This window comes from Clostridium sp. (genome assembly GCF_050717545.1).
GTDB lineage: Bacteria > Bacillota > Clostridia > Clostridiales > Clostridiaceae > Clostridium_AD.
Genome location: NZ_JBOITN010000017.1, coordinates 156,581 through 173,313, shown reverse-complemented (window position 1 = coordinate 173,313; position 16,733 = coordinate 156,581). Strand labels below are relative to the sequence as shown.

17 protein-coding genes are annotated in these 16,733 nt (G+C 31.0%); 3 read left to right on the top strand and 14 right to left on the bottom strand.

The window, feature by feature from the left end:
- Window positions 1–36: 36 nt before the first annotated feature.
- On the bottom strand, window positions 37–1,038 hold the full coding sequence (gene pta, locus ACREVX_RS04050; protein WP_431542883.1) for a phosphate acetyltransferase: 1,002 nt from the start codon (window positions 1,036–1,038) through the stop codon (window positions 37–39).
- Between the two features lie 363 nt (window positions 1,039–1,401).
- On the opposite strand from pta, the gene ACREVX_RS04045 reads away from it, so the two are divergent.
- Entirely contained in the window at window positions 1,402–2,625 is a 1,224-nt protein-coding gene (locus ACREVX_RS04045) for a nucleotidyltransferase (RefSeq protein WP_431542882.1), read from the top strand.
- Between the two features lie 160 nt (window positions 2,626–2,785).
- Window positions 2,786–3,928, top strand: coding sequence for a dipicolinic acid transporter SpoVV (gene spoVV, locus ACREVX_RS04040; RefSeq protein WP_431542907.1), 1,143 nt, complete (start codon window positions 2,786–2,788; stop codon window positions 3,926–3,928).
- On the opposite strand, the gene ACREVX_RS04035 is transcribed toward spoVV, so the two are convergent.
- The 6 genes from ACREVX_RS04035 to ACREVX_RS04010 all read right to left on the bottom strand — a co-directional run bounded on the left by ACREVX_RS04035 (window position 3,911) and on the right by ACREVX_RS04010 (window position 9,797).
- Window positions 3,911–4,435, bottom strand: coding sequence for an ATPase (locus ACREVX_RS04035; RefSeq protein WP_431542881.1), 525 nt, complete (start codon window positions 4,433–4,435; stop codon window positions 3,911–3,913). The genes spoVV and ACREVX_RS04035 overlap by 18 nt on opposite strands.
- Before the next feature lie 9 nt (window positions 4,436–4,444).
- Window positions 4,445–4,927 carry a pantetheine-phosphate adenylyltransferase gene (gene coaD / locus ACREVX_RS04030; RefSeq protein ID WP_431542880.1) on the bottom strand — a complete coding sequence of 161 codons (483 nt, stop codon included), beginning with the start codon at window positions 4,925–4,927 and terminating at the stop codon, window positions 4,445–4,447.
- Between the two features lie 99 nt (window positions 4,928–5,026).
- Window positions 5,027–5,578 (bottom strand): 16S rRNA (guanine(966)-N(2))-methyltransferase RsmD, encoded by a 552-nt coding sequence (gene rsmD, locus ACREVX_RS04025; RefSeq protein ID WP_431542879.1) that lies wholly within the window; start codon window positions 5,576–5,578, stop codon window positions 5,027–5,029.
- 77 nt (window positions 5,579–5,655) lie between these two features.
- Window positions 5,656–7,692: an ATP-dependent DNA helicase RecG gene (recG, locus tag ACREVX_RS04020; protein WP_431542878.1), complete on the bottom strand. Its 2,037-nt coding sequence runs from the start codon at window positions 7,690–7,692 to the stop codon at window positions 5,656–5,658.
- Between the two features lie 97 nt (window positions 7,693–7,789).
- The gene (locus ACREVX_RS04015; RefSeq protein ID WP_431542877.1) at window positions 7,790–9,433 is read right to left on the bottom strand and encodes a DAK2 domain-containing protein; all 1,644 of its coding nucleotides are present in this window, start codon (window positions 9,431–9,433) and stop codon (window positions 7,790–7,792) included.
- Between the two features lie 13 nt (window positions 9,434–9,446).
- Entirely contained in the window at window positions 9,447–9,797 is a 351-nt protein-coding gene (locus tag ACREVX_RS04010) for an Asp23/Gls24 family envelope stress response protein (RefSeq protein ID WP_431542876.1), read from the bottom strand.
- Window positions 9,798–9,993: 196 nt separating this feature from the next.
- Between ACREVX_RS04010 and rpmB the strand changes: the two genes are divergently transcribed.
- Entirely contained in the window at window positions 9,994–10,185 is a 192-nt protein-coding gene (gene rpmB / locus ACREVX_RS04005) for a 50S ribosomal protein L28 (RefSeq protein WP_165413696.1), read from the top strand.
- Window positions 10,186–10,528: 343 nt separating this feature from the next.
- Here rpmB and ACREVX_RS04000 read toward each other — a convergent pair whose 3' ends face one another.
- The 7 genes from ACREVX_RS04000 to rlmN form a co-directional block, all read right to left on the bottom strand.
- A complete protein-coding gene (locus ACREVX_RS04000) occupies window positions 10,529–10,699 on the bottom strand; it encodes a hypothetical protein (protein WP_431542875.1) in 171 nt (56 codons plus the stop codon).
- A 112-nt stretch (window positions 10,700–10,811) separates the two neighbouring features.
- Window positions 10,812–11,447: a thiamine diphosphokinase gene (locus ACREVX_RS03995; protein ID WP_431542874.1), complete on the bottom strand. Its 636-nt coding sequence runs from the start codon at window positions 11,445–11,447 to the stop codon at window positions 10,812–10,814.
- Between the two features lies 1 nt (window position 11,448).
- The gene (gene rpe / locus ACREVX_RS03990) at window positions 11,449–12,099 is read right to left on the bottom strand and encodes a ribulose-phosphate 3-epimerase (protein WP_431542873.1); all 651 of its coding nucleotides are present in this window, start codon (window positions 12,097–12,099) and stop codon (window positions 11,449–11,451) included.
- Complete coding sequence (gene rsgA, locus ACREVX_RS03985; protein WP_431542872.1) at window positions 12,096–12,965, bottom strand: ribosome small subunit-dependent GTPase A; 870 nt, start codon at window positions 12,963–12,965, stop codon at window positions 12,096–12,098. Before rsgA ends, rpe begins: the two co-directional genes overlap by 4 nt.
- A gap of 36 nt (window positions 12,966–13,001) precedes the next feature.
- On the bottom strand, window positions 13,002–14,960 hold the full coding sequence (gene pknB / locus ACREVX_RS03980) for a Stk1 family PASTA domain-containing Ser/Thr kinase (RefSeq protein ID WP_431542871.1): 1,959 nt from the start codon (window positions 14,958–14,960) through the stop codon (window positions 13,002–13,004).
- The gene (locus ACREVX_RS03975; protein WP_431542870.1) at window positions 14,935–15,681 is read right to left on the bottom strand and encodes a Stp1/IreP family PP2C-type Ser/Thr phosphatase; all 747 of its coding nucleotides are present in this window, start codon (window positions 15,679–15,681) and stop codon (window positions 14,935–14,937) included. Before ACREVX_RS03975 ends, pknB begins: the two co-directional genes overlap by 26 nt.
- Window positions 15,682–15,693: 12 nt before the next feature.
- On the bottom strand, window positions 15,694–16,731 hold the full coding sequence (rlmN, locus tag ACREVX_RS03970) for a dual-specificity RNA methyltransferase RlmN (RefSeq protein ID WP_431542869.1): 1,038 nt from the start codon (window positions 16,729–16,731) through the stop codon (window positions 15,694–15,696).
- Between the last annotated feature and the right edge of the window lie 2 nt (window positions 16,732–16,733).

Below are 16,733 nucleotides of genomic sequence, written 5' to 3'. Positions count from 1 at the left end.
CCCTAATTATTATATACTAAATGTTTTCATACAAAATTATGCTCGAGTTTGAGCTTGAACAGCAGTTACTGCAACAACACTAACTATATCTTCTACATTACATCCTCTTGATAAATCATTAATAGGTTTAGCAAATCCTTGGCAAATTGGTCCAATAGCTTTTGCTTTAGCAAATCTTTGCACTAATTTATATCCAATGTTTCCTGATTGTATATCTGGGAATATTAAAACATTTGCATATCCGGCAACAGTACTATCTGGCGCTTTTAGATTTGCTACAGAACATACAATGGCAGCATCTAACTGAAGTTCGCCATCAATTTGTAAATCTGGTCTAGCAGCTCTTGCAATTTCAGTAGCTTCCACTACTTTATCAACAAATTCATGTTTTGCACTTCCTCTAGTAGAAAAAGATAACAATGCAACCTTAGGTTCAAAATCACATAATGATTTTGCATTATCTGCAGTACTAATAGCTATATTTGCGAGTTCTTCTGCATTAGGGTTTATATTAACAGCAGAATCTCCAAATAAAAGTAGTCCGTTTTCTCCAAAATGATTGTAAGGCAATTCAATTATAAAGAAACTTGAAACAATCTTCATTCCCGGTGCTGTTTTAATTATTTGCATTCCAGGTCTAAGTAAATCGCCAGTATAATGCACAGCTCCGGAAACCATTCCATCGACTTCTCCCATTTTAAGCATCATGGTTGCAAAATATACAGGATCTTTTACTATCTCTGCTGCTTTCTCTATAGTCATACCTTTCTTTTTTCTTAATTCATAAAATTCTTTTGCATAAATTTCAGCTTTATCAGAAGTTTTTGGGTCTGCAATTTCTATACCTTCAATGTTAACTCCGAATTTAACTGCTTTTGCTTTAATTACACTTATATCCCCAATTAATACTACGTCAGCCAATGATTTGTTTTTGATGATCTCACTAGCTCTTATAGTTCTCTCCTCTTCACCTTCTGGAAGTACTATTCTTTTTTTATCTGCTTGTGCTTTTTTACATATTTTCTCTATAAATGTCATTCTTATTTCTCCTCTCAGTTATTATTAACTTATAATCATCAATAATATACAATATTATTATATTACACCTATTCACCTACACATTTCAACTTAAAAATCAAAATGATTTGTATATAATATATTCTATATATTCATAATTTTCATTCTTTTTCACTTTATGCCTTGGTACATCTACTTTCAATAATTTATTTTATGCATATAATAGATTTATAGATATATTTTTAACAATATTCGCAAAGTATATTTACTAATATATTCACTTAAAATATCAAGTATTTTTAATAATGTCTTTTTATACATAAATTATTAGCTTATACTTATTATATGTTATCATATTAATATTAACTTACGCGAGGTGAATTAATGAACATTTCTGGAATAATTGTTGAATATAATCCATTACATAACGGTCATGTATATCATATTAATAAAACCAAAGAGATTACAAACTCCGACGCCTTAATTTGTGTCATGAGTGGAAATTTTGCTCAACGTGGAATTCCATCAAGTATAGACAAATGGACAAAAACTAGAATGGCATTAAATAATGGTGTAGATTTAGTAATAGAACTTCCATCTATTTACAGTATATCCTCAGCAGAATTTTTCTCATTCGGAGCTGTGAGTCTTTTAAATAGTCTGGCAGTAGTAGATAACATTTGCTTTGGTAGCGAACATGGAGATATTAATGATATATCTACTATATCTAATCTACTGTATGAAGAGCCCCATCAATTTAAATCATTGTTAAAAACTTATCTGGATGCTGGTAATGGCTACCCTGTAGCAAGAGCTAATGCCCTTTCTGATTATTTTAAAAATGCAGACACCAACATATCAAACTTATTATTAAGTGATTTTTTAAAGTCATCAAATAATATACTTGGCATTGAGTATTGCAAGAGTCTAATTAAATTAAATAGTTCTATCTCGCCCTACACTTTAAAAAGAGAAGGAGCCTCTTATGATAGTAATCTACTTGGCAATAAATTTTCAAGTGCTAGTGCCATAAGAAAGTTTTTGAAAGATAATGGTTCTTTGACAGAACTTGAGGCCTACGTTCCAAGTTCTGTGTTATATGAAATTCAAAAGTTGTACTCAAAAAATGAAAAATTTATATTTGAAGATTCTATGTTTCCATACATTAAATATAAATCGGCTTGTTCCAAAAACACTTTAGTAAATTTACCAGATGTGTCTGAAGGCCTTGATAATAGAATTATTAAATCTTTGCAAAATAATAACAGATACTCTACTGCAATTGAAGGTATAAAAAGCAAGCGCTACACTTATAGTAGAATAAGTAGAATATTATGCCAATATTTTATAGGGTTTGATAACTTTAATACTAAAAAATTAAGATCTATGCCTTGTCCCTATGCTAGAATTTTAGGTTTTAACTCAAATGGGAAGTCAATTCTAAAATCTATAAAATCTAACAGCAGCATTCCACTTTACACTAAAATTCCAAAAAAGTTAAATGACATTATGCGTTTGGACATTCAGTCCACAAGAGCTTACAGCCTTCTAAATAGTAATATAAATCCAAACAGCGATTATTTAATATCCCCTATTATTATAGATTAAAATAAATGCTACTTTCTTTAAAAGATAGTAGCATTTATTTATTTAAAATTAGTGCTTTCAACACATAAGTTTATTAAGATTCAAATATATTTAAAACAGTAATACTATAAAAAGGGGCTACTCATTGAAATTATTATTAGTCATATTATTAATTTCCATAATGTTATTGTTATATAAGCTATTTAAAACTTTAAAAATGAATCTATCTGTAACAATAATTTGTTCCCTTATTATACTTCAAATAATATTAGAGCCAAATATATGTATCGAATATACTATATCAGGTGCAAAATTATTTTTCAACGCTATTTTCCCTTCTCTTTTCCCATTTTTAGTTGTAATAAACATTATAATAAGCTACGATGGCATTAATATTTACTCTAAATTATTAGGTAGCTTTATCTGCACACCATTGAAATTACCAAAAGAATGTAATTTTGCACTTTTAATTAGCCTATTATGTGGTTATCCCTTAGGCGCAAGGTATGCTTGCGACTTGTACGAAAAAGATATAATTGATTTAAACACCTGCGAAAGATTGTTAAACATTGCATCTAATTCTAGTCCTCTATTTATTATAGGTTCAGTTGGTGCCTCTATGATGCTAAGCAATAAAATAGGTTATATATTATTACTATCTAATATTCTCTCATGCACCCTTATGGGATTTATTATTCCATCAAAAAGTTCTTGTTTTAAAATTAAAAATAGGAGTAGCAATTTTTCAAGAAATACTAAATCTAATGAAAATATTGGTATGATATTAAAAAGTAGCATTGAAGATGCCTTGAAAAATTCTTTAAACATAGGTGGTTTTATCGTAGTGTTTTCTGTAATAACAGGAATGATTAAGGACAATGTCTTATTTAACATTGCCCTTAATAAGTTTTCTTCAATTATTGGCTCTTCCAGCAATTTTGTAGAAGGCTTGCTCTTAGGTATGCTTGAGATGACCAATGGGTGTTATTTAATAGCATCTAGTAATTCAAATCTGTATATAAAACTCCCAGTTTTGAGTTTTTTAATTGCTTTTAGTGGTTTATCTATAATTTCTCAAGTTTATAGCTATACCTATAAATATGATGTCTCAATAAAAAAATACATATCTCGAAAATTCATTCAAGGTATAATCTCATCAATTCTAACAATAATTTTATATTATGTTTTTCTACATACTTCATCTGTTTTTACTTTTAATACTATAGGTACATATAAAAGTGGTAATTTATATTTTTTAATATTATTGATTTTATTTGTACCGATATTACTCATAAATATAATTAAACTATTTCATACTTCTTAATTCTTTTACATTCTCTCTTATTGAAGTTGTTGTGTCCGTAACCTCTCCCTGGAGAGATATTAAAAATTCTTGAACGTCACCTTTAATTTTATGAAGCATTTTCTGACCCTTAAGTTCAATCTCTTTATCTAATTGTGATAATGTTTCATCAGCATAGTCCTTAGCCCCTAGTCTCATGATTTTAGCATCTCTCTGAGCTGATGCAATAATTTCTTCAGCGCGAGTCTGCGCTTCTTTAACTAAGTCTTGCTTTTCAACTCTTCTTCTTATTTTGTCAATTGTCTCATCTTCAAAAATTTTAGCCTGTTTTTTTGCATCACCCATAATTCGTTCTTTTTCATCACATATCCACTGAGATTTTTTGAACTCATCCGGCAAATGATTTATAATTTGATCTATTATATCTAGTATTTCTTTTTTATTTATAACTGCCTTTCCTGTAACGGGTATCTTGGAAGAACTCTCAATAATTCCTTGAAGATATTCTAAAAGTTTAATTATATCCATATTTCCCCCTTATTTAAAATTAATTTTTTCAATAATATCTGGAATAATTTCTTCTGGCACCAATCCTTTAATACTTCCTCCAAGCATAACAACCTGCTTAACTGAAGAAGAACTTATATAACAATACTCAGTTTTTGTCATCATAAACACAGTTTCCTTACTTGGATCCAATTTATTATTCATTGATGCCATTTGAAACTCATATTCAAAATCTGAAACACTCCTCAGCCCTTTAATAATTACCGTAGCACCCTCTTCATTCATTAGGTGAACAAGTAGCCCACTAAACTTCTTAACGCGAACGTTAGACAAATTTTTCACAGCGTTTTTTATTTGCTCTACTCTCTCATCTGCAGTGAAGAGACATTTTTTTTCAGAATTTACAAGTACTCCTACGATTAATTCCTCAAAAACTCTAGAAGCCCTTTCGATAATGTCTAAATGTCCATTTGTTATTGGATCAAAACTTCCAGGGCAAATTGCTTTTTTCATGTTATGCCTCCATATTTTGCCATTGGATATGGCAACAATTATAAATTGTTATTATCCACGTATTTCATCTATTTAGGTCAATAATTCTTTACTACTTAATTACTTGTATTCATAAAACAATACACGAGTGTTACCATATTTTCTTGAACTCGAAAGGTGAATAATTGAATTACCCGAGTATATTTCTTCAGATGAATCTATTTTACAAATAATTAGCCCCTCTTTGCTTAAGAGACCATTTGAACCAATTATTTCAATCGCAGGTGGAATCATATCTTTAGCATATGGCGGATCTATAAAAATTAAGTCAAACATAATTTTTTCATTTGCAAATCGCTTCATGTATTCATATGTATCACCTTTTAAGCATTCACATTTATCATTAAACTTTAAATTATCTACATTTTTTTGTAACATCTCAAATGTAGTATCACCCATATCAATTAAATAACATTTTGAAGCGCCCCTACTCACTGCTTCAAGTCCTAGGCTACCCGTGCCTGAAAACATATCTACGACAACAGCTCCAACTAGTTTATTTTGAATTATACTAAACATAGACTCTTTAATTCTATCTAATGTTGGCCTTGTTCCCATGCCAACAGGTGACAATAATTTTCTTCCTCTTGCATTTCCTGCAATAATTCTCATATGTTTATTCCTCCATCTAAGCAAGTTTCGATAATATTTTAACATATATACTTAATTTATACAAAGATATTTTTTACCTAATTAAAGCAAATATAACTAGAGCTTTTCTTGATTTTTTCTAATATTTCATTCTTTACGCGCACGTCGTAAGTATTATCACTCCGCAATAACATTTTAGCTTCATTATTTGCAAGCTTTAAAATATCTATATCGGAAATTATATCTGCCAATATCAGACCCGATTCACCAGACTGCCTAATTCCAAATAATTCCCCTGCACCTCTAGTTTTTAAATCTTCTTCTGCAATAAAAAAGCCATCATTGCTTTTTATAAGTACTTCTAACCTTTTTCTCACTACATTATTTGTAATTTTAGCTAGAAGTATACAATATGACTTATGCTTTCCTCTCCCTACTCTTCCCCTAAGTTGATGAAGTTGTGCTAGTCCAAATCTCTCTGAGTTTTCAATTATCATAACTGTGGCATTAGGAACGTTTACTCCAACTTCAATTACAGTAGTAGAAACTAGTGCTTTAATTTCACCTGCCTTAAATTTATCCATTATTTCGATTTTAAGTTTACCTGGCATTTTACCATATATCATTCCTATTTCTATAGATTTAAATTGTTCTTTTTTTAATTTTTCATAAAGCATCTCAACTGAGCTTAACTTCATTTCTTCATTTTCTTCTACCAGTGGACAAACTATATAAACTTGTCTTCCCTTATTAATCTCATCTAAAGCAAAGTTATATACTCGCTCACTTGATTCCATATCCTCATAACTTGTGTCAATTACTTGCCTACCAGGTGGCAATTCATCTATTATAGAAACGTCTAAATCACCATATAAATATAATGACAATGTTCTAGGAATAGGAGTAGCTGTCATTACAAGAATATCTATGTTTTTGCCTTTACTCGATAACCTATTCCTTTGTGATACTCCAAATCGATGTTGCTCATCAGTAACAATCATGCCTACATTTTTAAATTCTACATTATCTTCAATAAGAGCATGAGTTCCAACAATAATATTAATAGTTCCTCTTTTTAATTCCTCTTTGATTAATTGTTTGTTTTTAGGAGTTGTGCTTCCACTTAACAATTTTATGTTTAATGAAAAATCTTTTAATACACTTTGAATTTCTGCATAATGTTGCTTTGCTAAAATCTCAGTTGGTGCCATTATAGATGCTTGATACCCATTTTTTACCACATTAAACATAGTAATTATTGCAACTATAGTTTTACCGCTACCAACATCCCCTTGTAGCAACCTGTTCATACCTTTAGCTTTTTTCTGATCTATTAGGATTTCTCTTATAACTTTACTTTGAGCATTGGTGAGCTCAAATGGCAATTTTTCCTTTAATACTATAAGTTCTGGCGCTATTTTAAATTGAATACCATCATTATTAAATTTTATAAACTCTTTTAGCATTAATATTTTTAATGAATACGTAAATAACTCTTGGAATTTAAGCCTTCGTCTTGATTCATCAAGACGTTTTAAGCTTACAGGGCTATGTATATTTCTCACCGCAGCCTCTAAAGAGCAGAAATCATATTTATCCACAATCCACTTTGGTAAATTTTCTGTAATACTAATATCACTTAGCAATCCAGATATAATTTTATTCAAAAAATTATTTGTAATATTATTTTTAAGTGGGTATTTTGCAATAATAGTATTTGTATCCATTGATGTATTCTTCATGATTTTAGGATTCATAATTATTATCTCTTCTTTGAATTTGCTAACTTTCCCTGTAATAATGTATTCATTTGAAATTTTAAAACTATTCTTTGCATATATCTGATTAAACCATTTACCTTTGAATTTGTTGTCACCTTGAAAAAAAACTATGGTAGAAAGAGTTTTATTATTCTTTAATCTAACATCTTTTAATATATTTAAAACGCTACATTCTATAATAACTTTTTCATTCTCCATGCATTCTAGGATACTTTTATGCGCTGATACATTCTCATAATCTCTCGGAAAATATAATAATATATCTAACACATTATAAATACCACATTTATTCAAGTTTTCTGCCATTTTAGGGCCAACACCCTTTATATATTTTATATCACTATAAATATCCACAAATACCACTCCAAGAATAAAATTTTACTAATAAATTCATTTGTTGTATTATGCTCATCACGGACGCACCGCTACAAGAAAAAAAGCCCTAGGGCTTTTATTCTACTGACGCAATAAAATAATATAACGGTTGTTTGCCATTATAGTGTTGTATGTCTATATCTGGGTATTTTTGTTCTATCTTAGAAATAAATTCTTCTACTTCACTTGTTACACAATCTTCACCATAAAAAATTGTAATAAGCTCACTCTCACTTGTAATCATACTACCAATAATATCTGTACAAACTTTATAAATGTCTGTACCAACTTCTTTAATATCTTGCTCAACTAAACCTAATATATTGCCCTCTTTTATTATAATTCCGTCTGTTTGAGTATCCTTAACTGCGTATGTTACAGAGGCTGTTGCAACATTTTTTATTGCTTCTTTTAATGTGTTCTCATTCTCTTCTACACTAACTTCGTTGTTAAACATTGTTACAGCGGTTATCCCTTGCGGTATAGTTTTAGACTCAATTACAATTACATTTTTTTCTGATAGTTCAACCGCTTGCTTTGCAGCCATAATTATATTTTTATTATTAGGTAATATAAATATGTTTTCTGCGTTAATTTCATTGATACTATCTAATATGTCTTGTGTGCTTGGATTCATAGTCTGGCCGCCTTGTATTACAACATCCACACCCAAATCCTCAAAAATATTCTTAATCCCTTCTCCAAGTGCAACAGATATAAATCCATATTTCTTATTTTCAGAAACATTTTCTTTTACAGGTTTCTCAACTTTCTCATCTATTATGCCTAATAAATTTCTATGTTGTTCCCGCATATTTTCAATTTTCACTTTAGAAAGTTCTCCTAATGTTACTGCTTTTGAAAGTACTAACCCCGGATCATTTGTGTGTATATGAATTTTAAGGAACTCATCTTGAGAAACCACAACCATTGAATCCCCAAACTCTTCTAGATATTTTTTTAGTTTATTAGTATCAACATCTGGAGCTATTACTAACAATTCGGTGCAATATGCAAATTTTATGTTAACAGGTATATGTTGAGTTGCAGATGGTGATGGCACTGCTATATTACTCTGCTTATCACCCTTATTAATTGCTGCTTTCATGTCACTCTCTAATGCTTCATGCATGCCTTTAAGTAATATTAAAAGTCCCATGCCACCTGCATCAACTACTTCTGCCTCTTTTAATGCTGCAAGCATATCTGGAGTTTTATCCAGCACTATTTCACTATGCTCACAAATCTCTTGCAAAAGAGAAACAATGTTTTCCTGCTCGCTACTCACTGCGCATTCCCCAGCAGCTTTAATAATAGTTAATATAGTTCCTTCAGTTGGCCTCATAACAGCCTTATACGCAAATTTTGAGCCTTCCAAAATACTTTTAGAAAATTCCTCGCAAGTTGCATCTGATTTGCCTTCTAGCCCTTTTGCAATGCCCCTAAATATTTGTGATAGTATAACGCCTGAATTGCCTCTTGCGCCCATCAGAGCGCCTCTAGCTATCTTCTTTGATATCTCACCAATTGACTTATCTTCGATATTTTCAATTTCTTGAACTGCTGACTTAAATGTCATTGACATATTAGTCCCTGTGTCACCATCTGGAACTGGAAATACATTTAGCGAATTCACGTACTCTTTTTTTTCTTCTAACCTATTTGATGCATTTATTACCATATTACGGAAATGCTGTCCATTTATTTTAAAGTATTCCACTGTTTATTCCCCCTTAGACCCTTACGCCTTGGACATTCACTGTTATTGCTCCAATCTTCAGCCCTGTATAATTTTCAACATTATATTTTGTTTTTTGAATTATATTATTTGCTATTACAGATATTTTTGTTCCATATTCAACTATTATATATAATTCAATAAATAGTTTATTTTCCTTAGAATTAATCTTAACTCCTTTGTTTAAACTATCATTCTTAATTAATTGCCAAAACCCATCTTTAGCATCTTTGAGTGCCATGCCTACAACTCCATAACATTCAGTTGTAGAAATGCCAACTATATTAGCTAATGCTTCCTCTGAATAATATATAGTACCATTCTCGTTTATAATGTTACCCTTCATTGTAATTCCTCCTTATAGTTCTATATAGATTATTTTATATTATAATAGTAATTTATTCAACAAATTTAATATAATAATTACTTTTATTGCTAATACTTTTTATTTTTGCTTGCACGCGTAGCAGTATATATGTTACAATAATGCGTGTTTCAATTGAGAAGATTTTGTTCTTCATAGTCTTAAGGAGGTGTTTTCATTGTCAAGAAAATGCGAAATATGCAATAAAGGTGTTATTTCAGGTAGCCAATATAGTCACTCACACCGTGAGTCAAAAAGAAAATGGGCTCCAAATATCCAAAAGGTTAAAGCTATAGTTAGCGGAACGCCTAAGTCTATACATGTATGTACTAGATGTCTTCGTTCAGGTAAAGTACAACGTGCTATATAATTAAGAAATGAAAATGCAGCCTAGTAGCTGCATTTTTTATTTAAATCCAACCTATATTTACATCTTATCTAAACCCACTTACAGTTGAATTTTACCTTAAAATTCTAATCGTCAAATTTTTATATGTTATTTTCTTAAGAAAAATCTGATTATTCGGGACATAAATCTCGGTAATTTAATAGCCATAATTCTCATTTTCTTACCTCCCAAATATTTTATATACAAAACCATTTAATTATAATCCCTATATAATTAAAAAGTTACTAACTTTTATGATGCCCTAAAATACATAAGTAAATTCTTCTGAACCTACTTTTTTCTATAAATTACTAACAACTAACAATTAACAATGATTATTGTGATCCATTATACTAAAACCAAAATAAACGATTCCTCCTCCCACAACAATTATCCACCACCAAAACGGAACTATTACCACTGTTATTATTCCTATACCTAAACACACTATGATTACCCCAAGTTGCCTCTGTAAATATCTAAACCACCTTTTCATAAGTTATTCCCCCTCAAAGTATTCCAGTATTATTATATGATTCATTTTAAGCAATGTTGACAAAATAAAAAAACTATTTTTTATTGATGATCTCAATAAAAAATAGTTTAAATTAATCTGTTGCTAGTATTACCAAAAGGGTTCCAGATTTAAATTTAAGCTTGACTTGGTGGCCTTCAAATTCATTAGAAATTGATATACTCTGTCCAATTTTTAAATTATAGTTATTTAATGGATATTTGGCACCTTCAATTGTTAATCCAATTACTTCATCACCATATGACGCAAGTGAGAATATCTGGCCTCTAACGCCTTTTAAAGAAGCCCCTGTATCAATTAACCTAATATTGTTGTTTTCATCCACAATACACGCGTCAACGCCTTTTTCAAGGCATATTTTTAGCATTCCTATGTTTCCAAGTATATGATCAATTCTACTTCCAATGCACCCTAAGAGTACTATTTTATCAGGTTTCATGAGTAAAGCCTTTTCAACTGCAATCTCAGTGTCAGTAAAATCCTTTTCTGTTGGATAAGTATCGACTTTGCAATTGTTTTGTTTAAAATAATTAAGCACTTTTTTATCAATCGAATCAAAATCCCCAACAAGCAAATCAGGTTTTATTTTATAATCAAACAAGCAATTTGCACCACTATCTGCCCCAATTAAAAATGTGTCCTTAATAATTTCTTTTTTAAGTACTTCTTTTGAGGGCGGATTACCTCCTGATATTATTATGACCTTCATGTTAAATACCAGCCCTTAGTGCCTTTATATTTTTCTCAATTTCATTATTCTTAAATACTGCAGAGCCGGCTACAATTACATTCGCACCACTACTCACAACATCGTGAATATTAGTTTCATCAACGCCACCGTCAACTTGAATCATGATGTCTTTATTATAAATATCTGCAAGATCTCTAACTTCTTGGATTTTATTTGAACAATATTTAATATACTTTTGACCTCCAAATCCTGGGTTTACTGACATAATAAGTACCATATCAAGATTACTTATTATCTCTTTAAGTAATGCCACAGGCGTTGCAGGATTTAATGCAACACCTGCTTTAATTCCAAAACTTTTTATATAATTAATAGTTCGATCAATATGCCTATCAGTTTCATAATGAACTGTTATAATGTCTGCACCTGCTTTTGCAAATTCCTCTACATATCTAGAAGGATCTTCTATCATAAGATGTACATCAAAAGGTAATTTAGTTATTTTTCTAACACTCTTAATAATAGGGGTTCCAAAAGAAATGTTAGGTACGAACATGCCATCCATTACATCGATATGAATCATATCAGCCTCGCATTCTTCTAACTGCTTAATGTGCTCCCCTAACCTTGAAAAATCTGCTGACAATATTGATGGTGCTATTTTTATCATCTGTTATTCCCCCTAGCAATAATTTCTTCTAATGTCTTTATATAAAATTTATATCGGTCCTTGTAAATTTCATTAGCCTCTACTGCCTGCTTAACCCTACAATTGGGTTCTTTGTAATGCATACAATTAGAGAACCTACATTCACATCTATGTTTTTCAAACTCAGGAAAACATTCCTGTAATTTCTCTTTTTCTATGAAGTCTAAACTAAGAGATGAAAATCCAGGGGTATCAAGCAAAAAACCTTCTTCATATTCAATAAGTTCACTGTGACGAGTTGTGTGTTTACCTTTTTGAGATTTCTTGCTTATATCTCCAGTTTTCATAGCTTCTCTACCAAGTAAATTATTAAGTATAGTTGACTTTCCAACTCCAGATGGTCCACAAAAAACAGAAATATTATCTTTTATTTTTGTCTTAAGCTCCAAAAGTCCCATTCCTTCTTTTGCTTTTAAAAATATTATATCACATCCAACGCTTTTTAATTCTTTTACAATATCTTCATCAACCTCGGTAACTAAATCTAGCTTATTTAGACATAGAACTATCTTTAATCCATAATGTTCACAAAGCACTAGAAATTTATTAAGTAGTTCCATATTTAAGTCAGGTTTTTTGAAAGAAAAAACTACAAATGCTTGCGTAACATTAGCAACTACTGGTCGTATCATTTCTGTATCTCTTGGAAAAATCTTTTCAATTACGCCTTTGGTAATATCTTTCTCTAACATTATTTCCACTTTGTCACCAATAACGGGAGAAAGCCCAGTATACCTGAACTTTCCTCTCGCCTTACATTCTATGACTTTGTCTTCAGCTTTTACAAAATATAATCCACCTATACCTTTTATGATTACTCCTTGCATATATACTCCTTCATTAAAATATTTTCAAAGATATAATTATTTGTTTTTATTAGGGGTTGCTGATTCTGGTGGTGTTGGTGTTTCAGTAGTTACTGGAGCAACCGCCACCTTACTTGTTAAAGTTATAACATCTCCAACATTCGCCTTAGTCCCTGCTAACTTATCTTGCGAATCAACAATATCTTCATCATTTCCTGGAGCCACTATAGTTATATCCTTTTGCGATGCTAAATCTTTCGCCTCTTTAATAGTTTTGCCTTTAAAGTCCGGAACATCAAATTGCTCTTTTACAGGTTCCTGATACTTATAATAGCTAATTCCTACAGAATAACCCTCTGGAATTGGCGTACTTGCCTCAATAGTTTGATTAAATATTTTGCCATCCTGTAATTTATCCTCTGTTATCTTTTCTTGTTTATCACCCAATGTTAATTTTTTAGTTTTTAATGCTTGCTGCGCTGCATCTATTGATAAACCCATTAAGTCTGGAACCTTAGCTGTTTTAGCTTCCGCCCCCCTACTTATTACTAAATTTACCATATCGCCCTTTTTAACTAAACTGTCTTCACTAGGATCTTGCCTTATTACATTTCCACTCTCCACAGAATCACTAAATTCTTTTGTAACATCACCGACAATCAATCCATTTTGCTTAATACTAGCTTCAGCCAAAGATTCATTACTCCCTTCAACAGAAGGAATTTTAAAACTTTCAAGCCCTTTACTTACCGTAACTCTTACGTTGCTATTTGCCTCAACTTCTGTTCCCGCCTCTGGGAAACTTACTATAACAGTACCTTCTGGCTTGTCGCTATTTTCTTCAGTTATAACAATCTTTAAACCTTTGGCTTCAACTGCATCCTTTGCCTCTGCCTTATCTAAACCAATAATTGTAGGCACTAATATCTTGGCTACAACAGCCTCCTGCTTGTTTGTAATATAGTTTCTAAGTAAGAGTCCAGCAGCACTACCTAAAAGAATCAATAAAATAAAAGCAATAATAACTATTATCTTAGTTTTATTGTTTTTATTGTTTTTAACTTTAGGCTTTAGATTTTCATTTTCATTTTTATTTTTATTTTTATCTTCATCTTCGTTTTTATGATCTTCTACATTTACAGGTGCCATAACTCTTGTGTATTCATTTTCCATGCTACTAGTTGCGATAGAATATGAACTATTATTTTGTATTCTTTGTAAATCTAAAAATATTTCTTTCGCAGTTTGATACCTCTTTATAGGCTCTTTTTCTATGGCCTTTAATATTAATTTATTTAAATTTTCAGGAACATTCCCGTTTATTTGTTTAGGTGGTACAACGACTTCTTGTATATGTTTTAATGCTACTGAAACAGGGCTATCTGCATCATAAGGCACTCTGCCTGTAACCATCTCATAAAGGACTATACCAAAAGAATAAATATCCGTTCGAAAATCCACAAAACTTCCTTTAGCTTGTTCTGGCGAAAAATAGTGAGCTGATCCCATAACTGTACTAGTATTGGTTATAGTTACAGAACTGGCAGCTTTTGCTATCCCAAAATCTGTAACTTTAACTGTTCCATCCTCAGTCACTAAAATATTATGCGGTTTTATATCTCTATGAATAATGTTATTTTTATGAGCACACTCAAGTGCTTTGGCAATTTGCATACCGTAGTCTAACACCAAATTATAATTCATACTACCATTTTGAACTATAATTTCCTTTAATGTTTTTCCTTTTATATATTCCATTACTATATAGTTTATATCTCTTTCTTGCCCAACATCATAAATATTAACTATATTATTTGATGAGAGGCTAGCTACAGATAAAGCTTCTTTTTTAAACTTTTCCATAAAATCTATGTTATTAGAGAATTCTTCTTTTAGTATTTTCACAGCAACATAACGATTGAGTAATTGACACCTAGCTTTGTAAACTATTGCCATACCACCCTCTCCAATTTTTTCGAGGAGTTCATATCTACTGCCTAGTATGGTTCCTATCATCTCTGCACCCTCCTTCAAACACTATAACTGATATGTTATCACGTCCACCCTTAGATTTGCTTAACTCCACTAACATTTTGCAGCTAGATGCATTTTCATTTTTGATAATAATATCATACATTTCAGAATAAGTCACATCATTGGTAAGCCCATCCGTACACAAAATACATTTAATTACATTATCTAAATCAACCTCAAACAAATCTACTTCTACAACCTCATTTGTTCCAAGTGCTCTCGTAATAATATTTTTATTTGGATGAGTTCTAGCACTTTCTTCCGTTATAGAACCGTTATCTAAAAGCTGTTGCACAAGAGAATGATCCCTTGTGATTTTCAATAACTTTCTGTTATTATCAATAATATAACAACTGCTATCCCCTACATTTGCAACGACCATTTTATTTTGTTTTTTTAAACATATTGTTATAGTTGTCCCCATTCCTTTAAGTGAATCATTACCACTTGCAACATCATAAATTTCTTTATTTGCACATTTTATTCCGTCTGAAAGAACCTCTTTTAGGTCTAAGCCCTCGTGATTATTTTTTATATACTCCATTATACTCTTAATGGCAAGTTCACTTGCAACCTCTCCCGCATTATGCCCTCCCATACCATCAGCTACTGCATAAATATCAAAATCACTAGTTTCAAAATAACCTACAGAGTCTTCGTTTGTTTTTCTAATATTTCCAACATCAGACAAAACACCCAGCATTGTTACACCCCTTTATTTAAGTTCTTCACATTTAATGTAGCTTCTCCGAAGTTGACCACACGCTGCATTAATATCAAGTCCCATTTCTCTTCTTATCGTTACTTGAATATCATTGGTTTCAAGTATCCTCTTAAATTCAGAAACATTATCGTTTGAAGATCTTTTAAATTTATTTTCTTTTATCTCATTAATAGGAATTAGATTAACATGGCATAACATGCCTCTAAGTAAATCACTTAATTTTTCTGCATCTACCCGACTATCATTAAGCTCCTTCACAAGCGCATATTCAAAAGTTATCCGCCTATTAGTCTTATTTATATAATACTTAGAGACTTCAATAATTTCTGCAATAGAATATTTGTTTGCAATTGGCATACTTTTCATTCTAATTTCGTCAGTAGATGCATGGAGCGAAATAGCAAGTGTTGTTTGCATGTTCATATCAGCAAACTCTTTAATTTTTGGTACAATCCCACATGTAGATAAAGTTATATGTCTTTGACCAATATTAAGTCCATTTTCTGAATTTACAATCTCAAGAAACTTCATTACATTATCAAAATTGTCAAATGGCTCGCCACTCCCCATAAGTACTACATTAGAAATTCTCTCTCCTATTAGCTGCTGAGCCCTCATTATTTGTGCCAACATCTCTCCTGGCGTTAAATTTCTAACCATTCCACCGATTGTAGATGCACAAAACTTACATCCCATCCTACATCCAACTTGAGTGGATATACATATTGAATTTCCATGTTTATATTTCATAATAACGCATTCAATTAAGTTACCATCCATAAGCGTAAACAAATATTTCTTTGTATCATTAAGTTTTGAACTGTACTGCTCTATCAGCTCTGGTATTCCTATGTAAAAATTACTTTTTAACTTTCCCTTTACACCTTGAGGAATATTATTCATTTTTTCAAATTCCCAAATATCCTTATAAACCCAATCTGATACTTGTTTTGCTCTAAATTCATTTTCCCCATTATCTTTCATCCATTTTTTCAGCTCTACTAAATTAAGATCTAATATATTTATCATTT